The sequence below is a fragment of the Janthinobacterium aquaticum genome, assembly GCF_009208565.1.
GTDB lineage: Bacteria > Pseudomonadota > Gammaproteobacteria > Burkholderiales > Burkholderiaceae_D > Janthinobacterium.
In genome coordinates this window covers 34,560-52,124 of record NZ_WFLK01000022.1, presented here as the reverse complement: position 1 = coordinate 52,124, position 17,565 = coordinate 34,560, and the positions used below count along the sequence as shown (strand labels likewise).

The window sequence follows — 17,565 nt, the reverse complement described above, 5'->3', positions numbered from 1 at the left end:
CCTAAGGGCGGATACAGCATCCAGTTACCCGGTCTTGATATGCCTACCAAGAATTTTGACAGCGGTTAATGTTGTTCGCAACACCATCAACCGCATGAGAGGAATAATACAAGGTCGGATTAGGCCCCTGCGGGGCCGTAATCCGACAACACCACGACAAGGCGCAAAGCGGACATGGCCGCAGGCCGTAATCCGACAACACCGCTGACGCCAACAATGTTGTCGGATTACGCCGCTGCGCGGCTAATCCAACCTACGATTCTGTGCGGTTTGCCTCGGATTTATTCCCGCATTGGCGCGACCATTTCGGCGTAGTCATACAGCTCACCCAATATCTCCTCACCACGCTCATCAACCGATTCCGACAGCGCATCGATGTCGGTAAACAGGCTCTCGATGGTGCGCGCGCCGCCGGCGCCGTCGAACAGGCGTTCGGCGCGGTGTTCTTCCCAGCGCTGGCTTTCCGCTTCGCTTAACGTGTCCGGGAAGTTACGGGCGCGGTAGCGGAACAGCAGTTCCTGCAGCCGTTCGTCGGCAAATGACGGGCGCGCCGTGGCCAGCCTGGCCGGCGCTTCGCTGCGCAGCTTGTCGAGCAGGCGCCGGTCGTCGTTGCTGACAAAGCCGCCGTACAGGTCTTCATCGACGTCGACTGCCGTGCCGGCCGGCGGGCGGTGGAACACCTCGGCCCAGGTGGCGTCCATATTGGGCGCGGTGGCGGCAAATTGCGCGTTGGCGCGCGCCGCGTCCAGGTCGATGCCCCATTTGGCGGCCATCTCCGGCGACAGCGTTTTCAGGTTGCCGACCAGCATGGGTGACTTGTTCAAGTGGATGCTTTTCACCGGCAGGCGCGTCATGCCTTCGGGCATGGCGTCGGCGCGTGTAAACAGGCGCGTGCGGATGGTGTCGGCGTCCAGCGCAAACAGTTCACGCGGATCATGCTGGCAGTCCCAGACCAGGATCTCGTTCTTATTGGTCGGATGCGTGGCCAGCGGAAACACCACGCCCAGGCAGCCGCGCTCGGCCGGGAACATGCCCGAGACATGCAGGAAGGGCTGGCGCTCGGCCGGCGCCAGCTGCAGGCCGATCTCGCTGGCCACGCGGTCCTTGCGGTGCAGCGCCAGGCAGAACTCAAACAGCTTGGGTTGCTTCTCGCGGATCAGGCGTGCCAGCGCAATGGTGGCGCGCACGTCCGACAGCGCATCGTGCGCCGCTTCGTGCAGCAAGCCGTTGGCACGGCTTAAATGCTCAAGCTTGAAGCTGGTCTGGCCGTCCTCGCGTTTCGGCCATTCGATGCCTTCCGGGCGCAGCGCATGCGTCATGCGCACCACATCGAGCAGGTCCCAGCGGCCGCAGTGGTTTTTCCACTCGCGTGCATATGGGTCGATCAGGTTGCGCCAGAACAGAAAGCGCGTGACTTCATCGTCGAAGCGGATGGTGTTGTAGCCCACGCCGATGGTGCCCGGCTCCGAGAAGGCGGCTTCGATGGTGGCGGCAAACTGGTGCTCCGGCACGCCTTGCGCCAGGCATTGCTGTGGCGTAATGCCGGTAATCAGACAGGACTGCGGGTCGGGCAGGAAATCATTGGCGGGCTGGCAAAACAGCATGATGGGCTCGCCAATTTCGTTCAGCTCGGCGTCGGTGCGGATGGCCGCAAACTGGCTGGGGCGGTCGCGACGCGGCACCACGCCAAAAGTTTCATAGTCGTGCCAAAGAAATGTCTGGTTTGTCATGAATTAAATATTTGTTGCGCAGCAAACAAGGTTGCCGCTTCAGTTTTTAAAAAAGCTGCCGATAATATCAGGATCAGGCTGTACTCAACTGCGCGGCATTCTGGCGCATGGTGTCATACATTGTCCGTTCAAGGGGGTATTTCATGGCAATTCCCATCACGTCAGGCAGCAATTCTGCCAGTTCCGTGAGTTCCATCAGTAATCCGTCAAAAAATACCGGCGCCGAGGCAGCTGCTAATGACGGCAAGGCCAAACAGGCCGAGGGCGCTGGCGCGTCGATGAGCGCGCGCGACAAGTCGCGCCTGCAGCTGAACGCCGCTATTTTGCAGTCGTCGCTGAATGTCTCGCTGAGCTCGCAGAACGATCCGCTGGCGCTGGTCTACAAGTCGGCCATTACCGGCATCAACGAAGCGCTGCAGGCCGACTTTGGCGATGACGCCGTGCAGAATGCGGCCTCGCAGGACAACAGCGCCGAAGCGACGGCGCAGCGCATCGTGTCGTTGTCGACCGGCTTTTTCGAGGCCTTCAAGAAGCAAAATCCCGGCATGGACAACGATGCCGCGCTGGAAAAATTCATGGGCACCATTACCGGCGGCATGGAAAAGGGCTTTGGCGAGGCGCGTGACATTCTCAAGGGCTTGAATGTGCTACAGGGCGATATCGCCGGCAATATCGACAAGACCTATGAGCTGGTGCAAAAAGGCTACGCCGATTTCGTAGCGGCGCACAGCAGCAAGAAAGCCGAAGCGTAAGAGCGCTAGAGGTATCAGAGCGATACGCGGTTGCGTCCGCCTTGCTTGGCGCGGTACAGGGCGGCGTCGGCGGCAGCGATCAGGGCCTGATCGTCCTGGCCACCGGCCAGGCTGGCCACGCCGAACGAGCCGGTCACATGTGGCAGCGCGCTGCGCATGTCGTTGAACACGATGGCCTGCTGCAGGCGTTCGCACAGGCGTTCGGCCACCATCAGCGCCATGTTGTGCGGCGTGTCGGGCAGGATCACCATCAGTTCTTCGCCGCCGTAACGCGCGGCAAAATCGGTCGGCCGCAAGGCTGCGCCCAGCACCTGGGCGGCAACGCGCAGCGCCTGGTCGCCGGCCTGGTGGCCATGCGTGTCGTTGAAGCGCTTGAAGTGGTCGAGATCGATCATCACCAGCGACAGCGGCGCGGCGCTTTCATGCGCCGTGGTAATCATATTGGGCAACAGGTCATTGAGCCAGGCGCGGTTGTACAGACCGGTCAGGCTGTCGACCATCGACAGCTGGCGATAGAATTCGCCCAGTTTCTGGCGCCGGCGCAGCATGGCGTTGGCGGCGCGTATGCGAAACGACAGCAGCCGCAGCAGGTTGCGCGCCAGGCCGTTCGATTGTTCGATCAGCTCCCACACCAGCTTTGAATCGATCACCAGCAGGTCGGTTTCTTCCAGTGCCGACATGGCCGCCAGGTTGCTCGCTTCATCGAGCACCGATTGTTCGCCCACGCTTTCGCCGGGCAACACCTTGCTGACCGTGCCGTCATCCATGCCGGTATGGATATCGGCCGCCACCGCCAGCGCGCCACGCAGTACGATATACAGGCTCGACGCGCTGGCGCCGCCAGCCTCAACCAGCGCCTCGCCCGCTTCCAGCCGTATCACCGGGCAATGCGCAAGCAGGGCGGTGGTACGTTCGCTGGCGCCGTCGCGAAATAACTGGAGATCGCCGATACTGCAACCTGAAGCGTTGAAATTGCCGATCTTTTCCACAATTCACTTTCATAAGGCCAGCCCCGCGCCATGGGTGCTGTTGCCTTCATGATAGCGTAAAGCAGGCTGTACCGTCATGCCGGTGGCTTGCCGGTAGTCATTTTATGTGAGAAATACGATAATTATTTCCTTGTTATCTGAGCATGATTGACAGGCTGTAAACGCAAAAGGCAGCCTTGAACGGCTGCCTATCTCACTAGTAATATGGCCGGGAATTATTCGGCGGCGGTTTCCGCGTCGGCATCGGCGATCACGGCATTCTTGACGCTGGCGTGGCGCTTGTTGTCATGCAGTTTGCCCAGGGCGCTGTCGAGCGCACGCTTGAGCTTGTCGGTGGCACCGCTGATCGACTGGTGCACGGTAGCGTTCTGTTCAGTGACGGCGATAGGTTGGTAGCCTGCAACACGCGCTTCCATCACGCAACGGATATCGTCTGCGCCGCCTTTCGGGCCGTTGGTGTCGCTCAGATGGACTTCGATGCGCGTCAGATTGTCGCGGAAGCGGCTCAGCGCGTTTTCAAGTACGGATTGCACATGGTCGGTCAGTCCAGCGTTGTTGGCGATGGTGCTGTCGGTTTGGATATTGATTTGCATATGCTATCTCCTGTCAATTTCGTAAAAAACCCACACAGGCGTGTGACGGCCTGGTTCCTGCCTCACTGCATGAAGTGCTTCATGCATGGAAACTATCTTACTCCAGTTCCGGCATTTTCAAGAGGCCAACACGATTAAGCGAAGCTTAATACCGCCGCCAGGTCAATTTTCCTAATTGTTGATCAGGCCGGCAGCGATATTGATCGACAGGCCCAGCACCACCAGGTTGAACAGGAAGCACAGCACCGACTGCCCCAGCACCAGGCGGCGCATCTTGCGCGTCTGTACCGTCACGTCCGAGGTTTGCGCCGCCACGCTGATGGTGAACGAGAAATACAGGAAATCCCAGTAGTCGGGCTGCTGCTGGTCGTCCGGGAACTTCAGCGGCCGGCAGTCGGCCGGAGCGCGGTAGTACAGGTGTGCATAGTGGTAGCAGAACAGGGTGCCGACCAGGAACCATGAGCCGAGCAGGGTCAGGATGGTCAGGCAGTAATGCAAGCTGCGCTGGTCGGCGCTCATGTCCTTGATAAAGGAAAGCTGCGAGACGATGGCCGCCAGGCTCATCACCGAGGCAATCGACAGGCCCAGCAGCACCATGGCGGCGCGCTCGTCCTGGCGCGCCGCCATGGTCTTGACCTTGTGCGGGCTGGCGCGCAGCATCATTGCCGCCATGGTGATCAGGTACAGCCACACGGCAATATCCCACGCCGTCAGGATGCGTGTCATGCTGGCCCACGACGAGGGCAGCACAAAGCCGGCCGCCACGCCGATCGCGATCGACATGCTCAGGTGGGGGCGGCTGCGAATAAAGCGGTGAAACGGAAACGAGATAGGCATGGCGTGCAGTCGAGGCTGTTGGTCCGGCTATCTTATGCTTTTTTGCTGCTGGCGGCGGCCAGTTCCGCATCATGGTGCGGAAAGCGGTCCATGCGCGACAGCACCGGGAACAGCACCGCCCAGATACCGGTCACGGCCAGCGTGGCGGCGCCGCCAAACAGCACCGCGCGCACCAGTCCGAACCAGCCGGCCGTCACGCCCGATTCAAATTCGCCCAGTTCGTTCGAGGCGCCGATAAAGACCGAATTGACGGCGCTGACGCGCCCGCGGATTTCATCCGGCGTTTCATACTGCACCAGCAGGTGGCGGATATACACGCTGACCATATCGCCAGCGCCCATCAGCACCAGCGCCACCAGCGCCACGGCAAAGGTCGAGGTCGAACCGAGCACGATGGTGCCCAGGCCAAACACGGCTACGCCGCCGAACATCCAGGCGCCGACGCGCCGCGTAATCGGATGAAAGGCCAGCAGGATCGAACACAGCGCCGCACCCATGCCGGGCGCAGTGCGCAGCAGGCCCAGGCCGGTCGGACCGACATGGAGCACGTCGTGCGCCAGCGCCGGCAGCAGCGCGGTGGCGCCGCCGAACAGCACGGCAAACAGGTCGAGCGAAATGGCGCCCAGCATGATCGGGCGCGACCACACGAAGCGCAGTCCTTCGAGCAGCGTATGCCAGCTGGCCGGTTCGCGGTTGACGATCTGCGGTGCCGGCGTGGTGGCGCGCATCAGGATCACCGACAGCACCAGCAGCGACGAAGAAATCAGGTAGACCGCTTTCGGGCCGAAAATATACAGCAGGCCGCCCAACGTCGGGCCCAGGATAATGGCCACGTGCGAACTCGATGAACTCAGGGCCAGCGCGCGGCTGAAGCTTTCCTTGGGCACCATATTGACCAGCACCGCCTGGGTGGCCGGCATCATGAAGGCGCGTGCGCTGCCAAACAGCACCAGCACGGCAAACACCGGCCACACCACAGACAGGCCGGACAGGGTAAAGGCCAGTAGCGCCAGCGCGCACGCCAGCTGCGCCGTCAGGCACCAGGCGATGATATTGCGGCGGTTATAGCGGTCGGCGATATGGCCGGCCGGCAGGATCAGCACCAGGAACGGCGCAAACTGCGCCAGCCCGATCAGGCCCAGGTCGAACAGGCTGCCGGTAATCTGGTAGACCTGCCAGCCGATGGCTACGCTTTGCATCTGCACGGCCAGCGTGCCGAGCACGCGCGCCGACAGGTAAAAGGCGAAATTGCGGTGGCGCAGGACAGCGAAGCCATTGCCCGATGATGCGAGTGACATGAATACCTTTTAGAGGAGCAGGGGAGCGGGCCGGGCGGCCGCGCCGCCCTGCGCCCGGGCGGCATTATTTTGCCAGGTCGGCCTCGGTGGTAAAGGCGTCGGCGTAGAATTCTTCGTCCGGCAGGCCGCATTGGGCGACGAAATCGCGTTTGGCCGAGTCGACCATCACCGGCGCGCCGCAGGCATAGACCTGGTGCTGCGACAGGTCGGGCAGGTCGGCCATTACTGCCTGATGCACGAAGCCGCTGCGGCCCTGCCACTGGTCTTCCGGCAGCGCATTCGAAATCACCGGCACATAGCTGAACTGCGGCAGGTCGGCTGCCCACTGGCGGCACAGCCCATCCATATACAGGTCGTGCGGACGGCGCCCGCCCCAGTACAGGGTGATCGGGCGCGTGGATTTTTCGCTGATCATGTGTTCGACGATAGCCTTGAGCGGCGCAAAGCCGGTGCCCGAGGCGAGCAGCACCACCGGCTTGTCGGAATCGTCGCGCAGGAAAAAGGTGCCCAGCGGACCTTCGAAGCGCAGGATGTCGCGCTCTTTCATGGTGGTAAATACCTGGTCGGTAAACAGGCCGCCGGGCAGGTGGCGGATATGCAGCGTGACCGGGCCGCCGTCTTCGGGCGCACTGGCCATGCTGTAGGAGCGGCGCTTGCCGTCGCGCAGCAGAAACTCGATATACTGGCCGGCGCGGTAGCGCAGGCGCTCGCTGGCCGGCAATTGCAGCGTCAGCACCATGACATCGGGTGCGACTTTTTCCAGCGTCGTCACGCGCGACGGCATTTTCTTGATCGGATAGTCGCTGCTGCCGGCCACCTCGCGCGCCTCGATCACCAGGTCGGTGCTGGCGGTGGCGCAGCAGAACAGCGAATAGCCGGCCGCTTCTTCCTCTGGCGGCAGGGCGCGCTGCTGGTGCGCCTTGTGCTGTACGCTACCGGAAACAACCTTGCCCTTGCAGGAGCCGCAGGCGCCGTTCTTGCAGCCGTAAGGCAGGCCGACGCCGGCGCGGATCGCCGCCGACAGAATGGTTTCGTCCGCCTCGCAGCTGAATTGATGGCCGCTGGGCTGGACAGTCACTTGAAAAGTCATACAATCCTTGAGATGAAAAACAGTTTAAATCAATCATTGCGCAAGCGGGCCGGCCGGCCGCGCCTGTTAATTATCGGCTGTGGCGATGTCGGCATGCGGCTGCTGCCGCTGCTGGGTGCGCGCTTTCGCGTGTTTGCCGTCACCAGCCAGCCGGGGCGCTGCGCCGAATTGCGCGCCGCCGGCGCCGTGCCCATCGTGGCCGACCTCGACGACCGTGCCAGCCTGCGCCGGCTGGCCGGCCTGGCGCCGTGGATCGTGCATCTGGCGCCGCCGCAGCCGTCAGGGCAGCGCGATTTGCGCACGCGGCGTCTGGCCGCCATTTTACCCGAGCAGGCGCGCCTGGTGTATGTCAGTACCAGCGGCGTGTATGGCGATTGCGGCGGCGCGCACGTGCTCGAAACGCGCACCGCAGCGCCGTCCAATGCGCGCGCCTGGCGCCGTCTCGATGCCGAAGCCGTGCTGCGCGACTGGGGCGTGCGCCGTCCCTCGCGCCTGGCGATCCTGCGCGTGCCCGGCATCTATGCCGACGACCGCCTGCCCTTGAAGCGCCTGCGCGAAGGCACGCCGGCGCTGGTGCGCGAAGACGATGTGCATACCAACCATATCCATGCCGACGACCTGGCGCGTATTGTCGAGCGCGCCCTGTGGCGTGCGCGGCCCGGACGCATCTATCACGCGGTTGACGACAGCGACATGAAAATGGCCGATTATTTCGACGCCGTGGCCGATGCGTTCGGCCTGCCGCGCGCGCCGCGCCTGCCGCGCAGCGAACTGGCGCAGGTGGTCACGCCGATGCTGCTGTCATTTATGTCCGAATCGCGGCGCATGGATAACACGCGCCTCAAGCGCGAACTGGGCGTGCGCCTGCGTTATGCGCGTGTGACGGATGCCTTGCCGCGCCTTGCAAACAAATAAAGAAACCGTGCGCATCAGTTAAAATACGCCTTTGGTTTTTGCATTTATTCAAGGATTTACTATGAGCAGCCTGAGCTACGAAGCATATCTGGACGAGGTCACGACCTTGCTGACCGAACTGTACGACCTCGACGACGCGGGCGCGATCAAGCTGGTGGTGGCGGCGCAGGATGCGGAATTTTTCGTACCGCACGACGCCAACGAAGCGATGCGCAACCTCGAGCAGGCGAAGAAAGATGCGGTGACGCTGTATCAGCAAAAGCAGAACCGCGTCCAGACCCAGGAAAAACAGCAGCAGCGCCAGCAGCAGCGCGCCAAGCAGAAGAAGTAACTGCTCGCTGATTTGTCGATCCGACGATGCTGGCAACGCGCCGGCATCGCCATTCCTGCTGATATGTTGTTGTGATTAAGCAACAATCAAACTTCCTGCATGCTTCGGCTGCATGCTTCGCTTTGTCACGCACTCGCCGTGATCTTTCTCCCATACCCCGCCACTGCAGCAAATCGTATGGCATGCAGCAAACTTTGGCATTTTGAGTTATCCTTTAGCACATTCCAAGTGCGAAAATTCTCTTCAATTGTCACAAATTTGCTTCAAGTTAAGCAAAAGCTAACAATAAAGTGTATTATATTGCTTTTAGGCTAAAAGGCCGCATAAGCAATGGCGCTTTTTAGTGTGTCTACCCTGCTTTATTGCAAACACGTCAGCTTTGACCTTATTTGTAATATTGCCTTTAGTACGGATTTTTGATTATGTCTCTCAAACAGATTACCTCGCTGCCAACTTACAACCCGAACCGCGTCCTGGACGCCATTATCGACAAGCTGCAACTGAAAAACGATGCAGCCCTGTCGCGCGCGCTGGAAGTGGCGCCGCCTGTCATCAGCAAGATTCGTCACAACACCTTGCCGATCGGCGCCACGATCCTGATCCGCATGCATGAAATCAGCGATTTCAGCATCCGCGAACTGCGCGAAATGATGGCTGCCTAAGAGTCAGCGACAGATGGCAAACTGAGAGCTGCCATTCTGGTTTTACCCGGCTTGCCGCGTGCGGTAGCCTGCATCGCCTTGAGCTGCCTTTCCGCCACGTTCAGCTGGTCTGGCCAGGCAAGGACGGACGCGAAGCATACAGCTGCTTGATGCTGCCTTCCGGCAAGGAAGAGGCCATCGGCACCGGCTGCGATACCATGCCTGAAAACGCCACCTGCGGCACCTGGCCCGAAAACGCTGTGTCAGCCCCCTGCGCTTTCTGCGCGACCATTCCCGAAAACGCGACCTGCGGCACCTGGCCCGAGAAGGCGACCTGTTTGGCGACCTGGCCGGAAAACGCGACCTTGGCCACCTGGCCCGAAAACGCCGTTTTGGCGACCTGGCCCGAGAACGCTGTCGCTACCTGGCCCGAGAAGGCTGTCTTGGCCACTTGTCCCGAAAACGCTGTCTGGGCAACCATGCCGGAAAACGCCGTCTGGCCTGCCTGCGCCACCTGTCCCGAAAAGGCGGCGGCCTCGCCGCGGCCCGGACGCAGATAATCTTCGCCAAACGTCTGTTCATACAGCTGCTTCATGCGCTCGCCCACGCGCTGGTGCGCCGCCTCGTCGTCCTCGCCGCGCAGGCCCAGATAGGGGAAATGGTGCAGGAAGTAGCCGAAAATCTGCTGGCAATCCTGCGCGTACTTCATGGTGTCGAGAATGTGATAGTGCCAGAAGGTATCGACATCCATCAGCGGTGCCGTTTCCTCCTGGGGAAACTGCTTCATCAGGATCAGGAAGCGCCGATATTCGAATTCCACCGCATTGGCCTTTTCCAGGCTCCATCCTTCGCCCGACTCCTGGTGCATCAGCTTGACCTTGATGGCGTCGAGGTCCAATTCATCGATTGCTTTGAAACGCACGTTCGTATCCATGACTATCCTTAGAGAAAATGTGACTGGAAAAAACTACGCTGGTAGAGGCTGGGAAGAAGGCTGGCTGCTGGCTGGTGACAAGCTCCTGTGAACTGGAATTGATGTGCATCAATATTGCATCTTATTCGTCAATAGACAAGCTGTGTCCGGCTGTAACCGACTTTGTCAGTTCAGTTCACTTGAGCAGGCTTCAGGCGTAACGGCTGGCGTCGGCCGCCAGCGGCACGCTGACATGCACGCGCATGCCGGCGCCAGGGCTGCTGTCGATATGGAAAGTGCCGCCCAGCAGCTTGATGCGCTCTTCGATGCCGACCAGGCCGAACGAGCCCGGCTGGTTGCGCCCTTCGATGGCGGCGCCCACGCCGTTGTCGCTGACGGTAAGCGCGATGCTGTCGCGCGACTTTTCCAGCTCAATATGGACGCCGGTGGCGTTGGCATGCTGTGAAATATTGCTGAGCGACTCCTGCAGGATGCGAAACAGCGCCGTGGCGCACTGGTCGCTCAGTTCGATGTCGTCATGGTTTTCCGACACCACGCAGGCGATGCTGGTACGCTGGCGGAACTGCGCGGCCTGCCATTCGACGGCGGCATTGAGGCCCAGGTCGAGCACGGTGGGGCGCAGGTCGTTGATAATCTGGCGCACGCTTCTGATGGTGGTGTCGATCTGCGCCAGCGTGGCGCGTGCGCGCGCGTGCAGGCGCGGATGGCTGTGTTCGGTGCGCGAGGCCAGCATGTCGGTATCGATGCGCAGCGCCAGCAGGTTCTGGCCCAGGTCGTCGTGGATCTCGCGCGCGATGCGTTTGCGCTCCTCTTCCTTGATGTGATCGGCATGGGCGGCCAGGCGGCGCAGCTTCTGGTGCGACGACTGCAGGCGCAACTGGCTGGCGCGCAATTCCTCGGTCATGGCGTTGGCCATGTCCACCGCCCGCCAGCGCGATGACGACAGCGTGTGAAACAGGGTGTAGAGCAGCATGCTCACGCCAAAGCCGACCAGCAGCGCCAGCCAGGGCAGGAACAGATCGAGTCGCGTGTACAGGTCGCTTTTGCGCACGCTGAACAGCGCTTGCCAGACGCGCCCGTTGTAATCGATCAGCATGGTGCTCGACAGGTGGCGGTTCGATTGTGCAGGCTGCCACCACGGCGCTTTGGCGCCACCGGGGACGCTGTCAAACAAGGGGCTGGCGTCCCTGGGTAGCTGCAGTGGCTGGCGGGAGAGGGTGCCAATATCAAACAAGGTCAGGCGGACATTGTTTATCGGCATTTCTGCCAGCACGCTGCGCGCCATCAGCGCCAGGTCGAAGCCGATGCCCACCGTACCCAGAAAGGCGTCGCGCCGCTGCTGCACGGTGCCTGTCGGCAGGTCGTTGCGGTAGACCGGCAGGCGCACGGACATGCCCGTCAGTTGCGGCCGGCCCGGCATGGGCACGGCCAGGCCGGAATTGCAGATGGTGTTGCTGTCGCGCGCATGGGCGAGGGCGGCGGCGACGGCAGGACGGATGGCGATATCGTGGCCGAACTTTTCCGGCGCGCTGGCAATCGGCTCGATATACACCAATACCGCGTACTCGGAGCGCGCGCCTGGCGAGAGCGGTGGATCGATGGCAAAGGCCGGGTAGCCATCGCTGCCGGCCGGATAACGTTGTCGCATGGCCGCTTCGAATGCCGGGCGCTGTGTTTCGCTGACAGCCTGGGCGTAGTTGAGATTCATCACGCCCGGAAAGTTTTGTTGCAAATTCAGGTGCTGCACATAGCGCTGGAATTGCTTGCGGCTTACTTCGTCGCTGGCGCGAAACAGGCTGGCCGCGCCGCGCAGCAGATCGGTGTAGGACTTGATATGGTTGGCGATATTCTGGCGCGTGCTGTCGGCCAGGTTGCTGAACAGCGCGTCGGCCTCGGCTTCGACCGAACGCGAGGCGACCATATAGCACAGCAGCCCGATACACAGCGACAGAACGCTGCTGAGCAGCCACAACGGGCGCTTCTGATGCAAGCGCTGGGTCTCGCCGGGCAAAGCAGCCATGGCTATCCGCATCAAAAAGGAATCGGACGCTACCCGGTACGGGCAGCCCGGTAAAATGCTAAAGCTATCGAAAATGCAATGATTAGTATCAAGCTACTATACAAATAGGCGTCATTATAGTCAACCAGCAATATTTCCTAGCTGCAAATAACTTTCGTTGAAACAACGAAAAAAAACCGCCGCAGCGGTTTTTTTGTGATGCATCAAACTGGCGCCAATTACTTGGCTGGCTGCCAGCTGTCTTTCAGCGTGACGATACGGTTGAACACCGGCTTGCCTGGGGTGCTGTCGACGCGGTCGGCAACGAAATAGCCGTGGCGCTCGAACTGGAAGCGCTGCTCGGCCACGGCGTTCTCGGCGCCCGGCTCCAGCCAGGCCTGTACCACTTCCTTGGCCAGCGGATTGAGCGCCAGCTTGAAGTCCTTGCCGCCGGCATCCGGCTGCGGATCGGTAAACAGGCGGTCGTACAGACGCACTTCGGCGGCAATCGCGGTCGGCGCGCTGACCCAGTGCATATTGCCCTTGACCTTGTAGTTGGCGCTGCCTTCGGTGCCCGATTTGCTGTCCGGGAAGTAGGTGCAATGGACGGCGATGACCTTGCCGTTTTCATCCTTGTCGAAACCGGTGCACTCGACTACATAACCGTAGCGCAGGCGCACGCGGCTGCCCGGCTTGTCGCCGGCCGGCGGATACAGGCGGAAGTAGCCCTTGTTTGGCACTTCCATGAAGTCGTCTTCCTCGATCCACAGCTCGCGCGAGATCGGGAAGGTGCGCAGGCCGCGCTCGGGGAAGTGCGGATGCACGGGCGCCGTGCACTCGACGCTTTCGCCTTCGGGGAAGTTGTCGATAATCAGTTTCAACGGACGCAGCACGGCTACCGAGCGTGGTGCTTTTGGGTCCAGGTCTTCGCGCAGACAGCCTTCAAGCACGCTGTAGTCGATCCAGCCGTCGGACTTGGTCACGCCGGTACGCTCGGCCATCAGCTGGATCGCTTCCGGCGTATAGCCGCGGCGGCGCATGCCCACCAAAGTTGGCATGCGTGGATCGTCCCAGCCGTCAACGATGCCTTCTTCGACCATCTGGCGAAGCTTGCGCTTGCTGGTGACGATATAGGTCAGGTTCAGGCGCGAGAATTCGTACTGATGCGGCACCGGACGGGCAAAGAAGCCACCGGCGGACAAGGTGTCAAGCAGCCAGTCGTAGAACGGGCGGTGATCCTGGAATTCCAGCGTGCAGATCGAATGGGTGATGTTTTCCAGCGCGTCCGAAATCGGATGCGTGTAGTCGTACATCGGATAGATGCACCAGGCGTCGCCCGTGCGGTGATGGTGCGCATGGCGGATACGGTAGATGGCCGGATCGCGCAGGTTCATGTTCGGCGAACTCATGGCGTCTTCGCTGATTTTCGCGCGCAGAATATGCTCGCCGTCCTTGAACTGGCCGGCCTTCATGGCGCGGAACAGCGCCAGCGATTCTTCGCGCGGACGGTCGCGGTAAGGCGAATTCTTGCCGGCCTGGCCGAAGTTGCCGCGGTTGGCGGCCATTTCCTCGGCGCTCTGGCTGTCGACATAGGCGTAGCCGGCCGTGATCAGGTATTCGGCCATCTCGTAGAGCTGGTCGAAGTAATCACTGGCGTAGTGCAGATTATTCTGTTCGCCGTTGGCGGTTTTGCTTTCCCAGTCAAAGCCCAGCCATTTCACGCTGTCCATGATGGTGTCGACGTATTCCTGCTCTTCCTTGGCCGGATTGGTATCGTCAAAGCGCAGGTTGCACTGGCCCTGGTAGTCGCGCGCCAGGCCGAAGTTGACGCAGATCGACTTGGCGTGGCCAACGTGCAGGTAGCCGTTCGGCTCGGGCGGAAAACGGGTAATCACCTGTGGCAGGCCCGGGCGCACATGGGCGCCGGATGCCAGGTCGGCTTCGATGATGTTACGCAAGAAATTGGGCGCCAGCGCCGGCGCGGCTGTGGCAGGATGTTTATCGTTGCTCATTGATCAATGCTGGAAGAGTGACAGTAAAAGGCATTTTACCGTACCGCACGCACTTGGTTGGTGGCGATTCGCCCCTATATTGAAGCCTGCAAGCGACTTGGCGGCCGTTCTATAGGATAATTCGCCTTTGTTTAAAAAGAAACCGTGACCCCGGAGCTTCGTATGGAAAATTTATATAACGTCCTCGGTGTCGCGCCCAATGCCAGTGACGACGAGATCAAGAAGGTTTACCGCTCGCTGGCGATGCGCTTTCATCCCGACCGCAACCAGGCGCCCGGCGCCGAGGCGCGCTTCAAGAGCGTGACCAAGGCCTATGAAATCCTGGCCGACCCGGCCAAGCGCGCCGAGTACGACCAGAGCGTCAACCACCGCATCATCATCGATCCGGAAGCGGAAGCCTACGCCCTGTGGAGCGGCGTGTTCCGCCTGCACGGCACGGTGCTGCCGGCCGACTGACACCGCACTGAAAAACAACAACAACGGCGCCGTCACGAGCGGCGCCGCGCATGATATTGGAAAGCACACCATGAGAAGAGTACACCCGGAATTCGCGTACCAGTCGCGCGAGCTCGAAGGCCAGATCGAAGGCATCCTGGGCGATCCGCCCAACCGCAAGAACTACAAGCAGATGGTCGATGCACTGGTCGGCGAATACGCGAGCGGCGGCGGCATCGAGGACGTCAATATGCTGGCTTTTGCGCTGGTCGACCAGATCAGCTTTAATGACCCGAAAGGCCTGCTGGCCGAAGCCGAAGACTATGAATTCGGCGACCCGGCGCGCGTATTTGCCATGGCCTCCTGTGCTGACGGCGAAGCGGCCAAAATGTACGCCGCCATCGAAGAGAGTTTTCCCGAGCTGGCGCGCCAGGCCATCATTACCGCCTTCCTGCACAAGCACCCGCGCCTGTGGGACGACGACGACCAGTCGCTCGACCAGCTCGCTGCCAATGACGACGGCGACGATGACATGGACGACGAGCAGGCCACCGACGATTTTGCCCAGATGTTTGACCAGGATGGAGATGACCATGGCCGATAACAACGAAAACAGCGCGGCAAAAAGCAATCTGCCAGCACTGACCAAACAGGTGACCGAACTGGTGCTGTCAGGCTCGTTGGGCCACGCCGAAGAAGCGTTTGCCGAAGCGGCTGACCAGTACGGTGATCTGGCCGTGGTGGAAGTGCTCAACGCGATTCCGCCACAAGTGACCGCCTTGCACCTGGCCGGCTTTGACGGCGGCAAGATGTCGCTGGCCACCCTGCTGGTGCCGCCCAAGGCCTGGGCCGACAGCCTGGCCTATATCGCCGCCACCTGGAGCGACGACCAGATCGAGGACGATCCGGAACGCGTGGCCGAAGCGCTGTTTGCGCATATCCACGGCGTGGTGTTTTCCACCGACGACGCCGAGCGCCGCCAGGCACTGCTGCAGGAAGCCTCGGCTACCGACTGGGGCGCGACCGCGTTTGCGATTCTGTTCTCGATGGCGCCCAAGGAAATCCTGGAGCTGGCCGGCGAGATCGTGATCAAGGGCCCGTATGTCACCGGTATCACCACCTCCGACAACGACGTGATACCGCTGGCGCTGGAACTGGCGCAGGCCAATGAAGACGGCTGGGACCGTTCGCTGTTCGAGCTGTTCCCGGACTTCCGCCACAGCGCCGACCTGGCCGACGCCGAATATTCGGACGACCCGGATGAAGAGCCGACCATGCTCCAGCGTAGCACCAAGGAACTGCTGTACCGCCTGCGCAAGCAGGTGCCAAGCACGCGCAGCACGCCACGCGCCGGCGCCCGCCGCAGCATGGGCACCGGCATCTTCTCCTGATTGAAAGGAAAAGCACACTGATGTTGCCAGCAATCGTAGTAGAAAACCTGCCGCGCCTGGTGCGCGCCATCAAGCTGCTGCCGGGCGACCCGCGCCCGGACGCCGCCTTGAGCCTGGCTGACGAGCTGACCGGCATTACCGCCATGGTGGCCGAGAAGTTCACCAACGAGCGCACCGCCGACGGTATCCAGAAAGCGCTGTACCTGACGGTCGGCTGCGTCTCGCTGGGCCTCGAGCATGCGCTGCATCACGATGGCGACGATGCGGCGCTGGACTTCCTGGTCGAGCATGGCGCCGAACATGCGTTCCAAGTCGGTTTTCGCCTGATCAAGGAGCTGTCGCAGCTGCCCGAAGACGCGCTGGTGGGCGAGTACGACCAGGACCCGGTCTATCTGGCGCGCCGCCTGCGCGAGCTGTTTGTCGATATCTGCCAGGCCGATCCGAACCAGAACTGGGCTGGCTTTGAAAAGTATGCACTTCAGCTGCAGCAGCGCAAGCAGGTGCAGGCCGTGGTGCGCCTGGCCAGCTGGCTACGCCGCCATCACGACAACGGCCCGGTCAGCGACGCCGACCTGAACGCCGAAGGCGTGATTGCGCTGGCCATTATCTTTGCCATCGAAGGCGGCGGGCGCATCATGGCGCGCACGGGGCAGAAGGAGTTCGAGCGTTTCGTGCGCTCGGTGCGCAAGAACAAGCCCGACTTTGAAGAAGGCTGGGCCGCGCTGCTGGCCAAGGTGCCGGTGCAGCACCACCCGGTGCTGGAAGAACGCCTGGCCATCTACCGCCGCGGCGGCACCATCGTGCATAAAATCCTCACCCGCACCAGCATGAAAAAGCTGTTTGAAGAGCTGGAAAATTATGCGGGCTCGGAGCTTGATGCCGATTATGCTTGAAACAGCATGTCGGATTATGCGGGAAACCCCACCTTTTGCGGCCACAGGTTATTGAAAGCGTGGATCTTCACCTCGGCATATAACCCGGCTTTGGTAAACGGCTCGTTGGCCAGCCAACTCTGCGCTGCTGCGCGGTCAGGGAAGTCGATCGCCAGCAGGCTGCCGATCATGGCGGTGCCGTCGTCGCTGGTCAGGGGGCCGGCAAAGGCCATGCGCTCGGCCTGCTGGCCCAGGTAGGCCTTGTGCTCGGGGCGCACGCTGTTGCGGATATGGGCGCTGTCCGGTTTGTCGGTCAGGTGGAAAACAAAGATCATGCGGTCACTCCGGTTCGGGTTGGGATGAGGAACCGGCTTATTCTAAGCGAGGTGCACCAGCCTTGCAGAAAGTCGTCATTCGGCCGCAATTTCCATAGCCAGGAGCGCCGCGCCCAGGCATTTGCCGTGCGCGTCGAGCGCCAGCGAGCGCGTGACGCCGCCGCCCAGCGCCTGCTGCATCACGAAGTTGAGCGCGCCCAGTTGCGGCAGCTCGTGGCGTGTCACCGCGCCATGCACCACGCCGGCAAAATGCGCGCGCACGCGTTCCGGTGTGACTTCGCGCAGCAGCAGGGCATAGTCTTCGGCCTTGTAGGCGATCAGCGACAGGTTGGAGATATTGCCCTTGTCGCCGGCGCGTGCATGCGCCAGCTCGCGCAGTTGTACACGCCGTTGTAATGTTTCGGCTGTCAT

20 protein-coding genes are annotated in these 17,565 nt (G+C 61.4%); 8 read left to right on the top strand and 12 right to left on the bottom strand.

The features are described from left to right. Positions 1 to 281: 281 nt before the first annotated feature. The gene (gene sbcB / locus GCM43_RS24955; protein ID WP_152248572.1) at positions 282 to 1,730 is read right to left on the bottom strand and encodes an exodeoxyribonuclease I; all 1,449 of its coding nucleotides are present in this window, start codon (positions 1,728 to 1,730) and stop codon (positions 282 to 284) included. Between the two features lie 73 nt (positions 1,731 to 1,803). Next, entirely contained in the window at positions 1,804 to 1,926 is a 123-nt protein-coding gene (locus GCM43_RS26440) for a hypothetical protein (RefSeq protein WP_264372680.1), read from the bottom strand. Between GCM43_RS26440 and GCM43_RS24950 the strand changes: the two genes are divergently transcribed. Further along, positions 1,916 to 2,482, top strand: a complete 567-nt coding sequence (locus GCM43_RS24950) for a DUF5610 domain-containing protein (RefSeq protein ID WP_226929658.1) — start codon at positions 1,916 to 1,918, stop codon at positions 2,480 to 2,482. The genes GCM43_RS26440 and GCM43_RS24950 overlap by 11 nt on opposite strands. Before the next feature lie 14 nt (positions 2,483 to 2,496). Here the strand turns inward: GCM43_RS24950 and GCM43_RS24945 are convergent, their stop codons facing one another. From GCM43_RS24945 to GCM43_RS24925, 5 genes are all read right to left on the bottom strand, one after another. Continuing rightward, positions 2,497 to 3,471 (bottom strand): GGDEF domain-containing protein, encoded by a 975-nt coding sequence (locus GCM43_RS24945; RefSeq protein ID WP_152248571.1) that lies wholly within the window; start codon positions 3,469 to 3,471, stop codon positions 2,497 to 2,499. A gap of 215 nt (positions 3,472 to 3,686) precedes the next feature. Continuing rightward, on the bottom strand, positions 3,687 to 4,064 hold the full coding sequence (locus GCM43_RS24940; protein ID WP_152248570.1) for an HPF/RaiA family ribosome-associated protein: 378 nt from the start codon (positions 4,062 to 4,064) through the stop codon (positions 3,687 to 3,689). A 171-nt stretch (positions 4,065 to 4,235) separates the two neighbouring features. Further along, the gene (locus GCM43_RS24935; protein WP_152248569.1) at positions 4,236 to 4,901 is read right to left on the bottom strand and encodes a DUF1345 domain-containing protein; all 666 of its coding nucleotides are present in this window, start codon (positions 4,899 to 4,901) and stop codon (positions 4,236 to 4,238) included. Between the two features lie 32 nt (positions 4,902 to 4,933). Then, positions 4,934 to 6,199, bottom strand: coding sequence for an MFS transporter (locus GCM43_RS24930; protein WP_152248568.1), 1,266 nt, complete (start codon positions 6,197 to 6,199; stop codon positions 4,934 to 4,936). A gap of 64 nt (positions 6,200 to 6,263) precedes the next feature. Further along, positions 6,264 to 7,289 carry a CDP-6-deoxy-delta-3,4-glucoseen reductase gene (locus GCM43_RS24925; protein ID WP_152248567.1) on the bottom strand — a complete coding sequence of 342 codons (1,026 nt, stop codon included), beginning with the start codon at positions 7,287 to 7,289 and terminating at the stop codon, positions 6,264 to 6,266. 12 nt (positions 7,290 to 7,301) lie between these two features. Between GCM43_RS24925 and GCM43_RS24920 the strand changes: the two genes are divergently transcribed. The 3 genes from GCM43_RS24920 (at position 7,302) to GCM43_RS24910 (ending at position 9,197) form a co-directional block, all read left to right on the top strand. Then, positions 7,302 to 8,204: an NAD-binding protein gene (locus GCM43_RS24920; protein WP_152248566.1), complete on the top strand. Its 903-nt coding sequence runs from the start codon at positions 7,302 to 7,304 to the stop codon at positions 8,202 to 8,204. Between the two features lie 61 nt (positions 8,205 to 8,265). Next, a complete protein-coding gene (locus tag GCM43_RS24915) occupies positions 8,266 to 8,535 on the top strand; it encodes a hypothetical protein (protein ID WP_193315739.1) in 270 nt (89 codons plus the stop codon). A 422-nt stretch (positions 8,536 to 8,957) separates the two neighbouring features. Beyond that, the gene (locus GCM43_RS24910; protein WP_152248565.1) at positions 8,958 to 9,197 is read left to right on the top strand and encodes a hypothetical protein; all 240 of its coding nucleotides are present in this window, start codon (positions 8,958 to 8,960) and stop codon (positions 9,195 to 9,197) included. Between the two features lie 100 nt (positions 9,198 to 9,297). Here the strand turns inward: GCM43_RS24910 and GCM43_RS26335 are convergent, their stop codons facing one another. The 3 genes from GCM43_RS26335 to GCM43_RS24895 form a co-directional block, all read right to left on the bottom strand. Beyond that, positions 9,298 to 10,110 carry a glycine-rich domain-containing protein gene (locus tag GCM43_RS26335; protein ID WP_226929657.1) on the bottom strand — a complete coding sequence of 271 codons (813 nt, stop codon included), beginning with the start codon at positions 10,108 to 10,110 and terminating at the stop codon, positions 9,298 to 9,300. 190 nt (positions 10,111 to 10,300) lie between these two features. Then, on the bottom strand, positions 10,301 to 12,130 hold the full coding sequence (locus GCM43_RS24900; protein ID WP_152248564.1) for a sensor histidine kinase: 1,830 nt from the start codon (positions 12,128 to 12,130) through the stop codon (positions 10,301 to 10,303). A gap of 218 nt (positions 12,131 to 12,348) precedes the next feature. Further along, entirely contained in the window at positions 12,349 to 14,121 is a 1,773-nt protein-coding gene (locus tag GCM43_RS24895; RefSeq protein WP_152248563.1) for a glutamine--tRNA ligase/YqeY domain fusion protein, read from the bottom strand. 162 nt (positions 14,122 to 14,283) lie between these two features. Between GCM43_RS24895 and GCM43_RS24890 the strand changes: the two genes are divergently transcribed. The 4 genes from GCM43_RS24890 to GCM43_RS24875 all read left to right on the top strand — a co-directional run bounded on the left by GCM43_RS24890 (position 14,284) and on the right by GCM43_RS24875 (position 16,840). Next, positions 14,284 to 14,577 (top strand): DnaJ domain-containing protein, encoded by a 294-nt coding sequence (locus tag GCM43_RS24890; protein WP_094445626.1) that lies wholly within the window; start codon positions 14,284 to 14,286, stop codon positions 14,575 to 14,577. Positions 14,578 to 14,647: 70 nt separating this feature from the next. Beyond that, a complete protein-coding gene (locus GCM43_RS24885) occupies positions 14,648 to 15,160 on the top strand; it encodes a hypothetical protein (RefSeq protein ID WP_152248562.1) in 513 nt (170 codons plus the stop codon). After that, positions 15,150 to 15,947: a hypothetical protein gene (locus GCM43_RS24880; RefSeq protein ID WP_152248561.1), complete on the top strand. Its 798-nt coding sequence runs from the start codon at positions 15,150 to 15,152 to the stop codon at positions 15,945 to 15,947. The genes GCM43_RS24885 and GCM43_RS24880 overlap by 11 nt, the downstream gene beginning before the upstream one ends. A 20-nt stretch (positions 15,948 to 15,967) precedes the next feature. Continuing rightward, positions 15,968 to 16,840 (top strand): DUF6178 family protein, encoded by an 873-nt coding sequence (locus GCM43_RS24875; protein WP_152248560.1) that lies wholly within the window; start codon positions 15,968 to 15,970, stop codon positions 16,838 to 16,840. Positions 16,841 to 16,854: 14 nt separating this feature from the next. Here GCM43_RS24875 and GCM43_RS24870 read toward each other — a convergent pair whose 3' ends face one another. Both GCM43_RS24870 and GCM43_RS24865 read right to left on the bottom strand, forming a co-directional pair. Further along, entirely contained in the window at positions 16,855 to 17,154 is a 300-nt protein-coding gene (locus GCM43_RS24870; protein ID WP_152248559.1) for a YciI family protein, read from the bottom strand. A gap of 75 nt (positions 17,155 to 17,229) precedes the next feature. Next, positions 17,230 to 17,565, bottom strand: coding sequence for an AtuA-related protein (locus GCM43_RS24865; RefSeq protein ID WP_152248558.1), 336 nt, complete (start codon positions 17,563 to 17,565; stop codon positions 17,230 to 17,232).

Coding starts and splice junctions, on each gene's coding strand:
- GCM43_RS24935 (WP_152248569.1), bottom strand. CDS start 4,901: ATGCCTATCTCGTTTCCGTTTCACCGCTTTATTCGCAGCCGCCCCCAC.
- sbcB (WP_152248572.1), bottom strand. CDS start 1,730: ATGACAAACCAGACATTTCTTTGGCACGACTATGAAACTTTTGGCGTG.
- GCM43_RS24930 (WP_152248568.1), bottom strand. CDS start 6,199: ATGTCACTCGCATCATCGGGCAATGGCTTCGCTGTCCTGCGCCACCGC.
- GCM43_RS24870 (WP_152248559.1), bottom strand. CDS start 17,154: ATGATCTTTGTTTTCCACCTGACCGACAAACCGGACAGCGCCCATATC.
- GCM43_RS24925 (WP_152248567.1), bottom strand. CDS start 7,289: ATGACTTTTCAAGTGACTGTCCAGCCCAGCGGCCATCAATTCAGCTGC.
- GCM43_RS24920 (WP_152248566.1), top strand. CDS start 7,302: ATGAAAAACAGTTTAAATCAATCATTGCGCAAGCGGGCCGGCCGGCCG.
- GCM43_RS26335 (WP_226929657.1), bottom strand. CDS start 10,110: ATGGATACGAACGTGCGTTTCAAAGCAATCGATGAATTGGACCTCGAC.
- GCM43_RS24890 (WP_094445626.1), top strand. CDS start 14,284: ATGGAAAATTTATATAACGTCCTCGGTGTCGCGCCCAATGCCAGTGAC.
- GCM43_RS24865 (WP_152248558.1), bottom strand. CDS start 17,565: ATGACAGCCGAAACATTACAACGGCGTGTACAACTGCGCGAGCTGGCG.
- GCM43_RS24900 (WP_152248564.1), bottom strand. CDS start 12,130: ATGGCTGCTTTGCCCGGCGAGACCCAGCGCTTGCATCAGAAGCGCCCG.
- GCM43_RS24875 (WP_152248560.1), top strand. CDS start 15,968: ATGTTGCCAGCAATCGTAGTAGAAAACCTGCCGCGCCTGGTGCGCGCC.
- GCM43_RS24895 (WP_152248563.1), bottom strand. CDS start 14,121: ATGAGCAACGATAAACATCCTGCCACAGCCGCGCCGGCGCTGGCGCCC.
- GCM43_RS26440 (WP_264372680.1), bottom strand. CDS start 1,926: ATGGAACTCACGGAACTGGCAGAATTGCTGCCTGACGTGATGGGAATT.
- GCM43_RS24915 (WP_193315739.1), top strand. CDS start 8,266: ATGAGCAGCCTGAGCTACGAAGCATATCTGGACGAGGTCACGACCTTG.
- GCM43_RS24940 (WP_152248570.1), bottom strand. CDS start 4,064: ATGCAAATCAATATCCAAACCGACAGCACCATCGCCAACAACGCTGGA.
- GCM43_RS24885 (WP_152248562.1), top strand. CDS start 14,648: ATGAGAAGAGTACACCCGGAATTCGCGTACCAGTCGCGCGAGCTCGAA.
- GCM43_RS24910 (WP_152248565.1), top strand. CDS start 8,958: ATGTCTCTCAAACAGATTACCTCGCTGCCAACTTACAACCCGAACCGC.
- GCM43_RS24880 (WP_152248561.1), top strand. CDS start 15,150: ATGGCCGATAACAACGAAAACAGCGCGGCAAAAAGCAATCTGCCAGCA.